13 protein-coding genes are annotated in these 16,220 nt (G+C 28.8%); all 13 read right to left on the bottom strand.

All coding sequences use genetic code 11. The features are described from left to right. The coding region (locus tag B2671_RS03090) for a cell wall-binding repeat-containing protein (RefSeq protein ID WP_346869108.1) at positions 1 to 1,433 on the bottom strand (1,433 nt) is incomplete at its 3' end. Positions 1,434 to 1,528: 95 nt separating this feature from the next. Further along, positions 1,529 to 2,491: a hypothetical protein gene (locus B2671_RS03085; RefSeq protein WP_346869107.1), complete on the bottom strand. Its 963-nt coding sequence runs from the start codon at positions 2,489 to 2,491 to the stop codon at positions 1,529 to 1,531. Then, positions 2,491 to 3,000 (bottom strand): hypothetical protein, encoded by a 510-nt coding sequence (locus B2671_RS03080; protein WP_346869106.1) that lies wholly within the window; start codon positions 2,998 to 3,000, stop codon positions 2,491 to 2,493. Before B2671_RS03080 ends, B2671_RS03085 begins: the two co-directional genes overlap by 1 nt. 4 nt (positions 3,001 to 3,004) lie before the next feature. Beyond that, the gene (locus B2671_RS03075) at positions 3,005 to 3,703 is read right to left on the bottom strand and encodes a cell wall hydrolase (RefSeq protein ID WP_346869105.1); all 699 of its coding nucleotides are present in this window, start codon (positions 3,701 to 3,703) and stop codon (positions 3,005 to 3,007) included. 64 nt (positions 3,704 to 3,767) lie between these two features. Next, positions 3,768 to 4,190, bottom strand: a complete 423-nt coding sequence (locus B2671_RS03070) for a hypothetical protein (RefSeq protein WP_346869104.1) — start codon at positions 4,188 to 4,190, stop codon at positions 3,768 to 3,770. Positions 4,191 to 4,222: 32 nt separating this feature from the next. Continuing rightward, positions 4,223 to 5,101 carry a hypothetical protein gene (locus tag B2671_RS03065; RefSeq protein WP_346869103.1) on the bottom strand — a complete coding sequence of 293 codons (879 nt, stop codon included), beginning with the start codon at positions 5,099 to 5,101 and terminating at the stop codon, positions 4,223 to 4,225. Beyond that, entirely contained in the window at positions 5,056 to 6,249 is a 1,194-nt protein-coding gene (locus tag B2671_RS03060) for a hypothetical protein (RefSeq protein WP_346869102.1), read from the bottom strand. The genes B2671_RS03065 and B2671_RS03060 overlap by 46 nt, the downstream gene beginning before the upstream one ends. Then, positions 6,250 to 8,034, bottom strand: a complete 1,785-nt coding sequence (locus B2671_RS03055) for a hypothetical protein (RefSeq protein WP_346869101.1) — start codon at positions 8,032 to 8,034, stop codon at positions 6,250 to 6,252. Positions 8,035 to 8,048: 14 nt separating this feature from the next. Next, a complete protein-coding gene (locus tag B2671_RS03050) occupies positions 8,049 to 8,909 on the bottom strand; it encodes a hypothetical protein (protein WP_346869100.1) in 861 nt (286 codons plus the stop codon). Position 8,910: 1 nt separating this feature from the next. Continuing rightward, a complete protein-coding gene (locus tag B2671_RS03045; protein WP_346869099.1) occupies positions 8,911 to 9,783 on the bottom strand; it encodes a hypothetical protein in 873 nt (290 codons plus the stop codon). Further along, on the bottom strand, positions 9,784 to 11,025 hold the full coding sequence (locus tag B2671_RS03040) for a ParA family protein (protein ID WP_346869098.1): 1,242 nt from the start codon (positions 11,023 to 11,025) through the stop codon (positions 9,784 to 9,786). A gap of 336 nt (positions 11,026 to 11,361) precedes the next feature. Then, positions 11,362 to 14,244: a hypothetical protein gene (locus B2671_RS03035; RefSeq protein WP_346869097.1), complete on the bottom strand. Its 2,883-nt coding sequence runs from the start codon at positions 14,242 to 14,244 to the stop codon at positions 11,362 to 11,364. Next, a complete protein-coding gene (locus B2671_RS03030; RefSeq protein WP_346869096.1) occupies positions 14,228 to 15,664 on the bottom strand; it encodes a cell wall-binding repeat-containing protein in 1,437 nt (478 codons plus the stop codon). The genes B2671_RS03035 and B2671_RS03030 overlap by 17 nt, the downstream gene beginning before the upstream one ends. Between the last annotated feature and the right edge of the window lie 556 nt (positions 15,665 to 16,220).

Below are 16,220 nucleotides of genomic sequence, written 5' to 3'. Positions count from 1 at the left end.
TTATCTAAGAAAGCCTTCTGAGCTGTAACATCTCCATTTACAAGTAATATTGGAGAAGCTGTTTTACTTGCTAATGCTCCACCCGCTAAAGCATCCGGGAAGTTTAGTCCATATGAAACTAACGCTGTAGTTTGAGTATCTTTTGTAAAGTAGTTAGCAATTTTTAAAGATGTTTCAAATCTATCTTTTCCACCTAGCCTTACAACATTTCCATAAGATTTTAATTGTTTTTCTATGTTACTATTTACAACAGTTGTAGAACCTACAATATAGATATTTTTAGGTGCTATTGATTTTATTTTATTTAAAGTAGAAGATGTTAAACTACCATTTACAAGGAATATAGGCATATTACTTGCACCTGAAATTCCTGATATAGAAAGACTATCTGCATAACTCATAGAATTAGCTATAATAACACTAGAACCTTTAGAAACATTTAATTCATTCACTATAGACATATTAGTAGCATACCTATCTGAGCCACCAAGTCTTTTAATGTTTTTAAATCCTAGTGACTTTACTTTATTTAAAGTACCATCAGACACAGCAGTAGAACCTCCTAGAACATAAACTGTACCTGTAGACTTTAAGTTATTTTTTATATAGTTTAAAGTAACGGTATCTTTATCATTATTACCAACTAATAATATTGGAGCCTTCTTATTTCCTGCTAAAGTAGTACCAGTTAAAGCATCTGGAAAATTGTAAGCATTAGCAAGAACTACTGCATCTAACTTATTTCCATTAACTTGTTTTGCAATGGCAGTAGAAGTTTCCCATCTAGTGGCTCCACCAAGTCTACTTGCTGAATAAGTTTTATCCGTTGGTATAGGTTTAGGTGGTGTAGTGGTAGAGGTTTCAGCTTTTAATGCATCATAATATGTCTTATTATGAACTATACAGGTAGTTGCAGGTATTTTACCTCCTTCGCTTATCCCATTAGTTACATAATAACTACTATATGTCTTTGTAATTTTAGGTGATTCATTGGTTGCTTCCATGCTTAAGATCTTTATAAACATATCCTGTTGAATCCCAAACTTTTCATCATAAAATGACCAATAGTAAATTTCATTTGTTAAGTTCATATTACCTACATTAAATGTTTTTGTGCCTGGTGCCATACCATTTTCCATAAATAACTGAGGATGTGTTTCAGGACTAATTTTTATGGACATTTTTTTAAGCTGATCAAGTGTAGCATTTTCAGGAATATTATCTATACATTTAACTTTAGATGTTACCCAACCTGTTTCAGTTCTCATTCCATATTTATTAGGATTAAAACTATCTGAATAAGCATAAACCGTATTGGGTATTCCAGTTATATCAGCCATAAGTGAAGATATCACACCTCCACCAAAACCTGAAATTAAAGTAGTTGTTATTAAACTAGCAATCATTATTTTTCCATATTTTTTTCTTAACATAAATTTATCCCCCTTAATATTTTTCTCTTATGCAAATTTTAAATTATAAACATATCTATACAATAGACTTTAATTATAAATAGTAATTTCAGTCCCTACTTTCCATAAAACTCTAAGTCAGGTTCATATCCATCTATAGCAGCTTCATATTCATTGGAAAAATAAGTAGGTTCATCACCGTCAATTGTGGTAGAATACATCTTTCTTCCATTCTTTTTATAACCATATATATCTTTTTTGTTAACTGTTTTAGTGCTACCAAATCCATAGCTATTATACACTTTGTCACTGCCTATAAACATTTCTCCCTGGTAAAATGCCATGAAAGCTACGCTATCTATAGCTCTATTTCCCCAGTAAGGAATATCGTAGCTTAACTGCCAGTTATTCATTTTTGCAATATCATTTGAGTAATATGTGTAATACTCTAAATCATTCTTTATCATATTATTTATAACTTGACCTTTAACATTATTAAAAGTCTTACCATCTTTAAGACAACTCTTAGGATATTTTGATTCAAATTCTTTTCTTTTACCTTCACTTATAACATTAGTAGATAAATCCTTTATATATACATAGTCATCTAAAGTAAAATTTATAATTAAATTATTTTTCTCATCCACCAATGAATATGGTTTTAATTCTGACCATTGCTCGCCTTGACCATCTTTTTTGAAATAATCTATGTAGTAACCATCATAGGCAGTTGCAATCTTTATGGGCATTCTGAATTTAATTCCTTGTTGAAGAGCATAGTCTTCTTCTATATTTAAATTAAGGAATAAAGTTCTATAAAATCTATCTAATGCTTTATCTAAGTTTAAATTCATATCTCTATAATCAATCTTTTTACCTTCAGCTAAATTCTCATTGGAATAGCTATCAGCTGCATATATTAATTGTCTTGCTGCATCTGAACTAGCAGTAGCTACTACTTCATCATATTCCACCTTTACTTTATTACTCTTTTCCACTGATATTTGATTAATTTTTATAGGAACATACATAACAAAAATTAACACAATAGCTATTAATAAAGAGTTTTTACTATTCATTATTCCGCTACCTCATTTTCAACCATTCCTCCACCGCTGAAAGTTAATAAACTAGCTTTGTTCTTATCTGTAATGATATTTAATAACGCTCTGCTTGGAGATACTTCTCTCTCTTTTATAGTAAGTTTAAAATCATCTCCATACTTCATAGAATATTTAGTAGAACCATCTTTAATAGCTTCTAATATATTATCCGTTCCATATTCTATTTCATGTAATTCATAGTCATCTTCATTCTCACTACTTGGATAAACCAAATTACTTGTATGAACCATTGTGATTGTATAAACTTTACCCGTTACATTTAATTCATTTAAAAATTTAATATACATTTTTGTATCTATATATCCATTTTTTCTAACATTTTTTTGAAAACTACTAAGTGCATTTTGAGCCATTGTATCATTTATTTTATCTGTAGACTCATAGGCCGAATAAATTGGACCTACAAATAATAGAAATAACCCAATTATACACGCTACTACGCTATTTAAAATTGAATCTCCCATTGAATCATCCCTTTCTAAAAAACCAATGGTCTCCTATACGGCAAATAAAAGTTCTATTCTTAGCCCAATTAGGGCTACACAAATTTAGATTAGCAAAATAATATCCTTCGTTTATTGCTTGTCCGCCATTTAGAACTTCTAAAGCAGCTTTCTTTGATTCTTCATTAGGTTCCTTATTAAAACTATCTGTATTTATGCCATCAAATTGATTCTTGCTATATATAACACTTTCTATACTTTCATTATTTTCTCTAGACCTATATAGGACAACATTTCCCACTGCAACTTTACCCATATATGGTTGATTGCCGGCTTCGCTATATATAAGCCTTGCTAATAAATCAAAATCATCATTAATATAGTCTTGATATTTATTTCCGTTTTCTGTTTTAGCAATATTATTATCTACAGTTTTCTCTTCATTAAGTGATAAAAAATCTCTTCCATTCTTAGTTTTCTTTGTAACTTTATCACTTGAGTTAGTGATAGTATTAATATTATTGTCTAACTCATTTTTATAATTAACCTTACTGTCTTTACTATCATATAGCTTTTCCGTAGCAACATTTAGCTTTGAAATGTCTTCTGCTTCGAGTAAATTATTTATTTCTTTTTTATGATTTATAATCTTTACAAAAGAAACTATCATTATTCCAATTATCACTAAAAATACATAGCTTAAAAAATTCTTTTTCTTATCCATTTCAATCCCCATATTTGAGGATAAAAGTACAGCTTAAGCTATACCCTTTATCCTCTCCCATAGATTATTTGCTCGCTAACTGTACAAAAGTTATTCCTGATACAGCATTATTAGAATTCCTTTCAACTGTAGAGTCAAATTTAGCTGTTGGTTCTATATAATTTTTATCATTTACATTTGTTATATTATAAGTTGAACTATTATATGTCGCTTCAGTTCCCGCCTGAGTTGTTACCTTTACAGTTATATCACTTGAAGCTTTTGTGTTTATAGCTGAAATAACTTCTGACCCTGAAACTTCTGTATCATCATAGGATTTAAAATAAATCATATCCATTTGTGATGAAATTGTATCAATTTTACTGTTTGCCTTATCTATTGAAGGAACGACCTTTAAGAATAAAGTTATCATCGCTCCAACAAGTATTAATGTCATTATTACCCCTATAGCAATTTTAATTGCTGCATTTTGATTATTTTCTTCCATTTTTAATTCTCCCCCATTTTTATAAATTTCTATTAATCACTTATATTATATTCCATGTTGTCATGTTGCTCTGTTTGAAGCTCCATTAGCTCATTTTGTGAGTTATCTAACTGAACAAAAGCAACATAAAGCATAGGAACTGATATATATGCAATTATTACTAAGTTAATTGGAATCATAGAAATTAATCTACTTTTAGATACGCTTTTATAAACTAGTCTTCTATTCTCCTCTTTTCTATTCATTAAATAGTTACGTCTATTATCTGCCAAGCTTATAAAAGCATCTTGTACTCTTATGTTTTCAGCTTTAATTATATTTCTTATAAGACTTAGAAAAGGCTTATATTTTATCTCTTGAATATACATTTCTAAGGCTTCCATATCTGATTTTCTTATTTCCTTAAGCACTTCATCCACTTGTATTTTAAATATATCTGCAAACTTGGACATGTATTCAAGAATTAATTCACTAGTTGCATTTTCATGGTACATGAATATTAGTATAATAGTTTCAAATATTATTACTTCATTCTGCATCTCATATCTTCGCATCTTAGCTTTCATCTTTAAAACTGCTTCTGGTACATTGTAAAGTAAAGCTACAACAATAATACTAATCAGAATATCATACCAACTTAAACCTATATTTTCTAATGCCACTCTTTTTTCTACTATCCTTTTAACCGTAGCATCCACATTTGTATTAACTCCATAATATATAAGTTTTTGCTTTAAATTTTCATAGGTTCCTTCAAGATTATTTAAATCAACCTCTTTAATTAATTTTTTCTCAAGCTCTTTAGAATACTCTTGCTTATTTTCTACTACTATAACTTTACTGTTAAATTCTGCAGTTTGATCTTCTAATATATTATTTCTGTTATATTTTTTACAGAAATAGAAATACATACGGTAAGTATAAACCCTACAAGAGCTAATAAAACTTTTCTAAGATATATATATTCAACTTTCGTATAATCTCCGCTTTGACTGATAAGCAACTTATATTTATAGCCTTTTCGACTATTATTCTTAGGTACTAACATTTTTATAAATCTTTTTATTATATCTACCTTAAAAAATACTTCCTCCCAGAAAAACTTTCTTTCCTTTATATTTCTCCTGCCATGTATATTCTCAAGGCTCTTTATAATATAGAAACAAGTTATGGATAAAGCTGTTATAGCTAATTTTACAATAAATCCAGATTCAGCCTTATAAAAAATATTTGTCATAGGTAACTTACTTCCAACCCATGCATCATAGGGGCTAAAAGATAATAATGGTAATATGCATATAAGAGCCATTCCTCTAAGCCAAAATTGCAATTGTCTTCGTTTGAATACTTCCGTCTCTATATTTTGATTATTATAAAAAATATTTTCTAAAAAAACAGATTTACCATCTATATCCTTTTTATCACCATACTCATTTACTAAATTGCAGTTAATAATTAATAGCTTTAAATATTCATTGGGACATTCTGTTATAAATTCCTCAATAGCTACAGCATCATCAAGAAGTACATCTACTTCTTCCATACGCTTTACTAAATTATAATTACTTGAATTACTATTGGCTTCGCCTATTGCTAAATGAACATCTTTAGTTAGTGTAAATGCCTGCTGTAGTTCTATAGAATAATTGTATATTCCCACCAAAAAATTTGTATCATCACCAATGAGATAATCTAAAGTCATATTTTTTACTTGAAAGCTAAAAAATATTAAAGTAAAAGTTACATATAAATTATCAATGAAATATAAAATAACAAATATAATAGATGTAATTCCTACAATCCAAGATATTATCAAATATAAAATTGTTCTATATTTAATTAACCATTCTTCGTCAAGACTATTATTATATATTCTAACCTTTATGCTCTGTAGCTTATGGTTTAAAAATGAAACTTTATTAAGACGGTTAAATATCCTATTAAATAATTTAACTATTTTTTTGTTTTGGATTTTATTAGACTGCTTATATCTTATAAATATAAATATTAATATCGATATAATTGCAATTCCTATCCACATCCAGGCTATAAATCCCATCTAAAGGCCTCCACATACACATTTTTCTAAATATAACATCAAATCCGCAAATTCTTCTTTATCATAATCCATTACACTATAATAAATATCCTTTTTCCTTTTTTCTGAAATAGTATTTTTAATGATATATGCTTTATTGTCAATATCATACTCAACAATATTTACTGCCTTATACTTTTCTGCATTAGTTCTATCTTCAAAATACTTTTTAGCATTTAATCTAAAGGCTTCTTCGTCAGCACTTGATAAATAACCTTCTTCATCTAGTCTAATAAATTCTGTTATTCTTTCAATATATCTTTGACCAATAGCATCTTTTTTTAAGTGAATATCAAAATCTAAAATGCTAATAACCTGTTCTTCTGCTTTATTTTCATCTCTAAAAACTCCTACGTTTATACAAGCATTTCTATGACTTTGTACTAAATCTCGTGGCGTTTCACTATGATCTGTCCACATAACTGCTTCTGCTGCTGCCAGCGCGCCTTTTACTACATAAGCTTTTATTCTATCCTCAGCTGCTTCACTTATAACCGTAACTTGTCCATTAGTCTTTTTTAAACTATCTAAAGCTTTTTCACCATCTAGCTCAGCAATTTCCCTTAAGGTAAAAATATTTTTGTAGGGCATTTTAAATCTTAAAAATGTTTCAAAGTAACTCTCCCATACTCTTAGGGTTACATTAGGATACATTTTTTTTAATCCTCCCACTAGCATGGTTGTTTTTCCTACTCCCTGTTGTCCTGAAAAGCATATATTTTGCTTCCCTCTTACTATAAACTTAATAATATTTCCAACTATATCAGCATTTTCTCCTTCAATAAGAGTATCTAAATTTCCATCAATATCAAACTTTCTTATGAAAGCAGCCCATCCTTCTGCATAGGGTGGTCTAAAAACTGATATTCTTGAAAAGTCTGCCATATTATTAAATATAAATCCATCTGCCTTTGTAAATTGCTTTTGGTTATTAAATTTATATAACTTTTTACATACTCTCTCTAGTTCTCTTTGTGATCCAAATGATAGAATACTTAAATAAATTTCTTTTCCTGAAAAATATAGCCAAACACTCTCATAAGACAAGGGATATTTAATATCTTCTTTATTTTTTATATTCATATCGCTTATCTTATATATAAAGTCTATGGGTATTCCTGATACTCCTAAGCTTAATCCATCACATCGTTGATCTCTAATTTCATCTACAACTGATAACCCATGCGTTCTCTCATAAACTCTTTGAACAATTATTTCTAGCTTATCTTCAAAACTCATAAAACTATAAGATGTATCTTCATAAATATGATTAATATCCTCTTCAGTTATTACGAACATCTTCTCATTATTAAAGTCCTTAAGTTCATCTAGGTTATTTTCTTTTATCATCATCTTCAATGCATCATATCCGTACATCTTCTTATACTTATTTAAAATAATGCAAAACTTATCATACACTGTTGGAAAATCAAAATTAATTATATAATCTATATTTTCTTCATTCACTTCATATTTTTGTGTAATTAAATCCGAAATCCAACTTTTTATAAATTGCTTAGACGCAATATCTCCTAATCCACATAAACTTAACTGTTTCTTAAAAAGTTCTTTTCTTTTTTTAGCATTTAATATCTCTTCATAAGATTTTCCTAAATCATCAATTGAGGACTGTATCAAATTAGTTATATTTTCTTCCACAAACTCCTGAATAGCATCAATAGTATATTTACTACTTGTGTTTTCATTTTCCTTGCCACGAAAGATTGTTCTTAAGAAATTTAACATATATAAACCCCTTTCTAAGCGTATCTCTTTCGGAATAATCTAAACCTAGATTTATTTGAGTTACCAGTAACTAACTCTTTAGGTTCAAAGTTCACTCCTATGGCTTTTGCTCTCTCCACTATCTCCTCATTTAATCTATTTAACTCATCAAAGAACATTTCTTCTTCTAAAAAATTATAATTTCTAAAAAATTCGTTTACTCTATGATTATTAAGAGCATCAAGATATTCAGTAAGTTGAGGTAATACATAAACATTTTGATTAAATTCTTTATCTATGTATTTTTTAGAGTATTTGCTTTCCCAATCATATCTTCCTATCATAGCAATAACTTTTTCTTTATCAAGATGGTTAATCTGATTATTAAAAAAGTCTTCACAAAATATATTAGTTTGGTCTAATGTGACAACTACTATATCTGCTAGTTCTAAAACCCTACTTGCTATATCTTTAGTAAATCCACTTTCTATATCTACAAAGGTTATAGAGTTTGCTTTTTTTGAAAATCTGCATATGTTTTGAAATGTCTCTCCTACAGATTTGTTAAATAATTCACTATTAGCCTTTTGAGACCCGCTTAGAAGATATACATTATCACTTACTTTATTACAATAACTCACAAAATCTTCTTCTCTTAGCTCACCAGTCTGCAGAGCTCTTTCTATGCTGTCTATACCTAAATCAGAAAAAGTTAGTAAATCTTCTGTTTCATTTCCTTTTAAAAAAGCTGTTTCCATAGTAGATCTAGTATAGTGCGTATGAGTTATAACCACATTATTTTTATATCTATAGCCAAATTGCATTGCAGAAGCAATACAATTTGAGGTTGTACCTCTTCCATGTAATGGTGACCAAAATGCTACTAAAATTCCCATCCTAATCTCCCCCTATAAAATTTGGTTTTTCTACATCATTGGTAGTTTTAACGCTATTAGAACCACTTGTTGTGTTACTTGAACTTTCTTCCTTTCCATTGTTTTTCATACTCTCCGCAGATTTTTTTACAATGTTAGGATCATTCTTTATTTTTTCTTCAATCTCAGAGTCCAATTTATATGTAACACTAGCAGGCTTTTGATTCTCAGGATCTGGATAAATAGAAGTATATAGCTCGCCTTCCATTAAAGATGCTTTTACTGTCGCATTATTAATATAAGCTCTTTCCTCTTCACTAATATTAATAGCAAAAACAGTTCCATTCAGGTTTAATATCTTCTTTTTAGAAGTAACTATTGTGTCTGTACCGTCTTTTTCCTTTAAGTGTATATCTACATAATCATTAGGTTGTAGGAAAGCATGCACTTTAATCCAATCATAGTCTTGATTTTTAATAGGATCTGTTATCTCTTCATCTACTTTAATTAACATATCAGTGGATAAAACAGTATTAGTACTTACTCCTATTCTTGTAACTAACCCTTCTAACTTACCTATGTTATCTAAATAAGTTTCAGGTACTAAGTTTTTCCTTACAGTTACTTCTACTAAATCCTCACTAGTTATTAAATTTCCTTTTTCTATAGGTTTATTAAGTGCGTACGCTTTAACATATTCACTTTCACTATCAGTTATCTTGGCAATAGTTTCTCTTTCAACTTTATTTCTATAATATTTCATAACCCCAAATTGATAAATGCATACTACTAATATAGTGGTTCCTAGTATTATCGCAATAATCTTAATATTGCTTTTCTTCTTTTTCTCCTTTGAATAGGTGGAATACTTCTTTTTCTTAACCCCAAGCTTCATTTATTTTCCTCCCTTAAATATATTAAAAATACCCTTCTTACTACTTGAATTCTTCTCTTTTCCTTGAAGTTTAAGAGTTTCAATTAATATATCTATATCACTACTAAACTCATTATCATCTTGTAAGTAATTACAAGTACTAGAATACATATAATCATAGGTTGCTTGTCCACAATTTCTAATACTTAAAACATCTTTAAATTTACTTGTTCCTTTTAAATATTTATTTATACTATTTAATTCCTTACTTCCATTAACCACATTGTTTATTATAGCTATGGTATTATTACTGTTTATATTTCCCTCTATTTTATCTAGAAGCATCTCATTGAGCTTTAGATGAGCATTGTCTAAATCATACACAAATACAATATCGTTGCTATAATTAATTGCTGTTACTAAATTGTCATTAAACCCCGTTGCTGTATCTATAATAACTACATTGTTATCACTACGTAATTGATTTATTAGTTTAAATAGGACTTCATTTTTAATGTTAATCTTTACCCCAAATGACCCTGTATAAACTATTAGATTTTTATTTACCTTATACCCTTCTTCCACAATATCCTTCAGGTTTTTTCTATCTATATCATTAAAGGGTAAATATTCTCTCTCTTCATCTATTCCAAAATAACAACTAGCAGTATTACTTTCGTCAATATTTATATAAGCAACTTTATACATCTTGGATAGTGCATGTGCTAAATTCCAACTTAAGTATGATTTTCCTGTAGATGCATTACTTATAAACGTAATTATAGAATCTGACCTAAAAGTTACTACTTTTAATACTTCTTTTTCAATTACAGGTTTTTTATCATTTTTTCTCATATTATATTTAGATGTATTACTTATTAATTGAGAATTATTAGATTTAAATTTATCAGTTTTATCTTTATTGCCAATATGCAAAATTTTTATATCATCATTAATCGATATTTTATTTTTATCCTTATGTTTTCTTACTGAATTTATTACTTCCTTTAAATTAGTATCTAGATTATCTGTGCTTCCGTTGAAATTAACAAATTTACAATCTGTTAATTTGCTACATATAATTTCTACTGCTTCTTTTCTATCATCATAGTTATAATCAATTATGATTATATGCGGATCTATATCTACTAACTTATTTCTTAATTCCTCCACTGTATTAATACTATTGGTGAACTCAATATTATTACCATCATAACTTGCTTTAACTTTATCAAAATTTCCACCTGCGGAAAAAGTTCCCATAATAACATAAACCACTTATATTTCACACTTCTTTCTTCTGTGATTTAATATAAACTTATCTTATATGACATTTTATATCCCATTTTTTTAATGCACAGCTAAAATTATATCATAATGCAATAATATTTCCAATAAGTTTTTGGAATTTGCAACATATATATTTATATATGATTGTTACATTTCATCAGTAACATTATTAACTTTAAACCATTAAATTAACTACTTTAACTTTAATAATATAAGAGTTGATACATTGATAATTTTATATACCAACCCTTATCTTATTGTTGATTTTTTGTATTAATAATATTTAATTCCCTGTATCTAAAAATATTATTAATGTATAACTCTACCGGAGTGATCACTGTCCACTCCATATTTACCATTGTATATTATTACATCTCCAGTTTTGTAATTAGAATTTTTAGGTCCACCCTCTAATTCCCACTGTGATAAATTATAGCTAAATATTTGATCCGTAGAAAATGTTTCTATACCGTTTTTATATGCTACAATTTCAAAATTAATTAATATATTCCCACCTGTTAAGCGATTTTCAGGCCTAGGACTATCTCCCGCTTTTACAAAGAAACTAGATGAAGGAATAAAGTATTTTCCATACCACCACTGCTCTTTTCCATCAGTATATTGAATTTCATCCTTCCATCCCTTGATTCCATCGTAGTCTTTCCATTCTCGTCCCTTTGTAATTCTGACTCCTCTTGTTAAAATTAACTTATTATAATTACCTATAAGTACATCTCCATACCTATTAGTTCTTAAGTTTATACTAGAATCATCATGTTTACTTCCAAAGGCTACAAGGGGATTATTTTTATTGTCATAATAACAATCCACCCTTGTTCTTTTATCACCTTTTACATAGTAGAAGTTAGGTGTAATCTCTATTCGGTCATTATCCCTATATAAATACTCTGAAGTTATATCAAAGTAAAAGGCATATCCTTTTTTTGGAAAAGAATTTTTTAATGTAGTATGAGATTTTTCATCTATTCCTAGTTCATTCACTTTAAACATTTTACCTGTATATTCTTTATACTTATCATCTTTCCAAAATATACTTTTCCATCGAGGATCTCTAATATCTGTAACTTTAAAATTTTTTAACATTATAGGATCTTCAAAAGGTCCAAAGCTTTGATAAGTATAATTTCCAGCTACATCCCACATTTCAACGTGAAGATATAAGTTATCTCCCACAGGTTTTTCTATTTCCTCTGATATTACTTCCTCATATCTGTCTATATAAGTATACGGACTCTCGTAAATAACTTCATAGCCATAATCAGGCTTATTATTCCAGTATGTCCATTTATATTGGATTTTAGATACTCCTGATAAATTATCACTAGCAGTTAGTGTACCATAGTAAGAGTCATCAGAACCTTTTTTACTTGACTTTCTTACAGAACCATTTTCTACTGAAAAAATTTTATTAGTTACATTAAAGCTTACTTCTGGACTATTTCCATCTATATAGTATGTTTCATAGGATTCTGAATGTTCATTACCTGCAATATCATCGGCTTTAACATCTATTTCGTAAATTCCATCTGTAATCCATAAACTTGTGTTATACTCTAAATTTCCTTCTGGTATATTATCTTCTTTATCATTTTTATAGTGACTGCTATCATTTACTGTAACCTTACTACCTTCCGCAAATCCAGAAAGATTATCCTTTGCCAATATATCAATCTTATAAGGGACGGGATTATTAATCCATTTGTCTATAGGCTCTGTAACTTCTATACTACTTTTAGTCCAATCTATGTTATAGTAAGAACTTTCTCCAGTGGGTGCTTCTGGTGTATCTGGCAATTCATATGAACATCCACAGTCTGGTGCTTGAAAAATAGGCTCTTTCCACTCCCCAACACCCTTCAATTGAAGCTGTGCACCCTCCTTATCTATATTAACTAGTCCTTCCGCCCCATCTATAATTTCATTAGTTGCCCCAGTAACGTTAATATTATCGAGTTCAAAACTAACAGGAAATGTGCCAGCACATGGTTCTATGATACTTTTTCCATCCTCATCTACTTCTCCAGTATCATGCTCGCCTTCCCAATATCCTATATCTTCCATAGGATTATCTCCCTCATAGGAAACATTTATTGGATATTCACCAACTCCTTCTGAAATTTTACCCTCATTAGTCCAAGATGTTTCTATTGGGTCAAATTTAATTTTTCCTGTATTTGTAACTTTCCTTTGTTTATAATAAAATGTAACTTTATTAACTCCTTTTGGCATTATTGATATAGTTACTGGGTTTCCACCTTCGTGCAATACATCACCCGAAACTATACTTGAAGATACATAATCATATCCTGCTATTGTAGCAGCACTATAGCTTTTTTTTATTGGAGCACTGCCAGTAGTTTCTACAGTTTCTTTCAAAGATGTCTTAATCATTCTTTGTGTATCTACATCTCTATATTCCACTATTACTTTTCTTTGAATAGGTATTTTTTCTTTATCAACTACAGCTATAATCATACGCTTACCAAATACCTGTAATAATGATTGATTCGCTGTAATATAATCCCATCCTCTTGCTTCTTTAATTCCATTTCGTAGTGAGTCATAATATCCAATTAATGACCACCCCTTACTCGGTGGTAATTTTACCTTTGAAGTATCATATAAAGGTGAACCATTATATGTAAAATACACCTCTCCACTCTCTGTTCCATCACTACTTAAACTTCCTTTTATTACCCCATTTTCATAAATAGTAACTATACCATCCAAAAATATAGTTGTACTATCATCACCACTTAGTATTTCATCAAATATTGCTGGTTTTGATGGATAATCAGTCTTATACTTTTTAACTAAATTTCTAATATCAAGTTTAAACATTGAGTATACATATCCACCGCTAGTTTCACTAGATACTGTAAAATTAGATAATGGTATTCTTGTATAGTAGGTTTCTCCATTCAATTCAATTCTAGTCTGAAATCCTATAGTTCTATATCTGATAGATGTAGTTGCAGCTTTTTGTTTTACTGCATATGTTGCACTATAATCAGAAGAAACATAAACTACATTTTCCCCATTTGAATTATAAAAATCAACAATATCACCAGCATATGCATTTTTTGTGTTAAAAAATAACAGACTGGACAATAGTAATGCTATTGTGAATAAAATCTTTACCTTTTTTTTATTTTCAGTTTCTATACCCAATTGTTGCCCCTCTTGCACCTACAAACTTTATGGTATAAGTTCCATTTCCCTCTCTATATACATTTATTTTAATAACATTACATGCTACAATCTCACTTCCACCAGCATTTTTAAAGTAAGGAAATATTCCCTCAAAACTATTAAATGCTTTTTCTGGCACGCCCGTTATAGTACCTACTGAAGGCCTCATAAGAACTTCTTTAATGCCATTCCAACTAAAACTATTAAGAGCATTAATAGTATTAGACTTATTTACACTTCCATTTATATATTTATCTGCTACAACAAAAAAATCATTGATATATGGAAAATTTCCAATATAATTAGCTGCTTTAGGGTATATTATTGTTCTTACTTTATTTGTAATAGCTTCATCATATTTTGATGACTCTACTAATTTTGATAAAATACTATTAGATATAGCGCTAGGCCCTCCCATTACATACACTTTATTTATTTTAGTGCTATCTAAATATCCTCTCTGTTTACTTACCTCGCTACCAACAAGTACAACTGGAGAATTATTTTTAGCAGCTAGTACACTCCCTGTAAGCGCATCTGGAAAATTTAATCCATTAGCAATTACAGCTGTAGTTGTATCTTGGTTAAAATATTTAGCTATTTTTAAAGAAGTTTCGTATCTATCTTTCCCACCTAGTCTTACTACATTACCAACTCCTTTTAAAGAATTTTCTATAGATGCCGATACGGCTGTTGTCCCTCCTGCAATATAAATATTCTTTGGTGATATAGATTTTATCTTAGCTAATATATCACTTCTTAAAGTTCCATCAACTAAGAATATTGGCATTCCTTTAGTTCCTGCTATTCCTGAAGACGATAAACTATCTGCAAAAGATTTCGAATCTGCAACTATGATATCAGTACCCTTTTTTATATTTAAATCACTTACTATTTTTAAATTAGTTTCAAATCTATTTGCTCCTCCAAGCCTTTTAAAATTGGTATATCCTTGGGCTTTTAATGAAGTTATAATGCTATCAGGTATTACACTATTACCTCCTAATAAGTAAATTGTTCCTGATTTATTTAACTTATTTTTTATATAGCTTACAACCTTAGCATTATCTGTACTATTCATACTAGCTAAAAGTATTGGAGCATTCTTCTGTACAGCTAGTGTAGATCCACTTAGTGCATCTGGAAAATTAAAGGCATTTGCTAAAACTACAGCATCAACTTTTCCGCTTGAAATAGTATCAGCTATTTTAAATGCAGTTTGAAATCTATTCTCTCCCCCAAGTCTTGTACTAGAATAAATTTTAGAACCTGATGTCGCAGCAAATACTTCTGTTGGATTTCCAGCCATCTTATTTACATGTCCCCCATATACACCACTAACTAAGCAGGTAGTTATAACTGCCATTGTAGCCATTTTAAAATACTTTTTTCTTAACATAATTTTATCCCCCTCTATTTATATATTTCTATAATGGTTATATAGATTTTTTTAATAATAATTTATTATTATTACGTTTTGTATTATTTTACATGTCATCCCAAATTATATCATATTATTTTCCATATTTCAACAAAATTTGTTAATAATATTCCATATAAACCTTCTATTTAATTTATTAATATTACTAGTTAATTGTAGAAAACTCTTTATAAATTTGAGATTTTACTAAATATAGAAGTAGTCAAAAACTACCTACTAGTAAAAATCTCTTCTACTAGCAGGTAGTTACTTTAATTATTATGCTGATTTTTTCTTTTTACTTATATATAATCCTAATACAATTATTAATATCTCTCAATTTCAAAAACATCTAATATAAATGTACCTTATTTAAATAATTACTAAATATTTTTAAATACCTTTAATTTACATGTAATTTTAATATTTACTCACCTACTTAGTTAATTGTTTTACAATATTATCACTTACAGCCGATGTACTACCTAGAACATAAAGTTTAGTTATATTAGATTTATCTAAGAAAGCCTTCTGA

The organism is Clostridium sp. UBA5119, from assembly GCF_002414285.1.
Lineage (GTDB): Bacteria > Bacillota > Clostridia > Clostridiales > Clostridiaceae > Clostridium_J > Clostridium_J sulfidigenes.
This window is presented reverse-complemented; position numbering and strand designations above follow the sequence as displayed.

Excerpts from the sequence above, each read along its gene's own strand:
- B2671_RS03085 (WP_346869107.1), bottom strand. The coding sequence starts at position 2,491 with ATGAATAGTAAAAACTCTTTATTAATAGCTATTGTGTTAATTTTTGTT.
- B2671_RS03080 (WP_346869106.1), bottom strand. The coding sequence starts at position 3,000 with ATGGGAGATTCAATTTTAAATAGCGTAGTAGCGTGTATAATTGGGTTA.
- B2671_RS03075 (WP_346869105.1), bottom strand. The coding sequence starts at position 3,703 with ATGGATAAGAAAAAGAATTTTTTAAGCTATGTATTTTTAGTGATAATT.
- B2671_RS03070 (WP_346869104.1), bottom strand. The coding sequence starts at position 4,190 with ATGGAAGAAAATAATCAAAATGCAGCAATTAAAATTGCTATAGGGGTA.
- B2671_RS03065 (WP_346869103.1), bottom strand. The coding sequence starts at position 5,101 with ATGTATTTCTATTTCTGTAAAAAATATAACAGAAATAATATATTAGAA.
- B2671_RS03060 (WP_346869102.1), bottom strand. The coding sequence starts at position 6,249 with ATGGGATTTATAGCCTGGATGTGGATAGGAATTGCAATTATATCGATA.
- B2671_RS03055 (WP_346869101.1), bottom strand. The coding sequence starts at position 8,034 with ATGTTAAATTTCTTAAGAACAATCTTTCGTGGCAAGGAAAATGAAAAC.
- B2671_RS03050 (WP_346869100.1), bottom strand. The coding sequence starts at position 8,909 with ATGGGAATTTTAGTAGCATTTTGGTCACCATTACATGGAAGAGGTACA.
- B2671_RS03045 (WP_346869099.1), bottom strand. The coding sequence starts at position 9,783 with ATGAAGCTTGGGGTTAAGAAAAAGAAGTATTCCACCTATTCAAAGGAG.
- B2671_RS03040 (WP_346869098.1), bottom strand. The coding sequence starts at position 11,025 with ATGGGAACTTTTTCCGCAGGTGGAAATTTTGATAAAGTTAAAGCAAGT.
- B2671_RS03030 (WP_346869096.1), bottom strand. The coding sequence starts at position 15,664 with ATGTTAAGAAAAAAGTATTTTAAAATGGCTACAATGGCAGTTATAACT.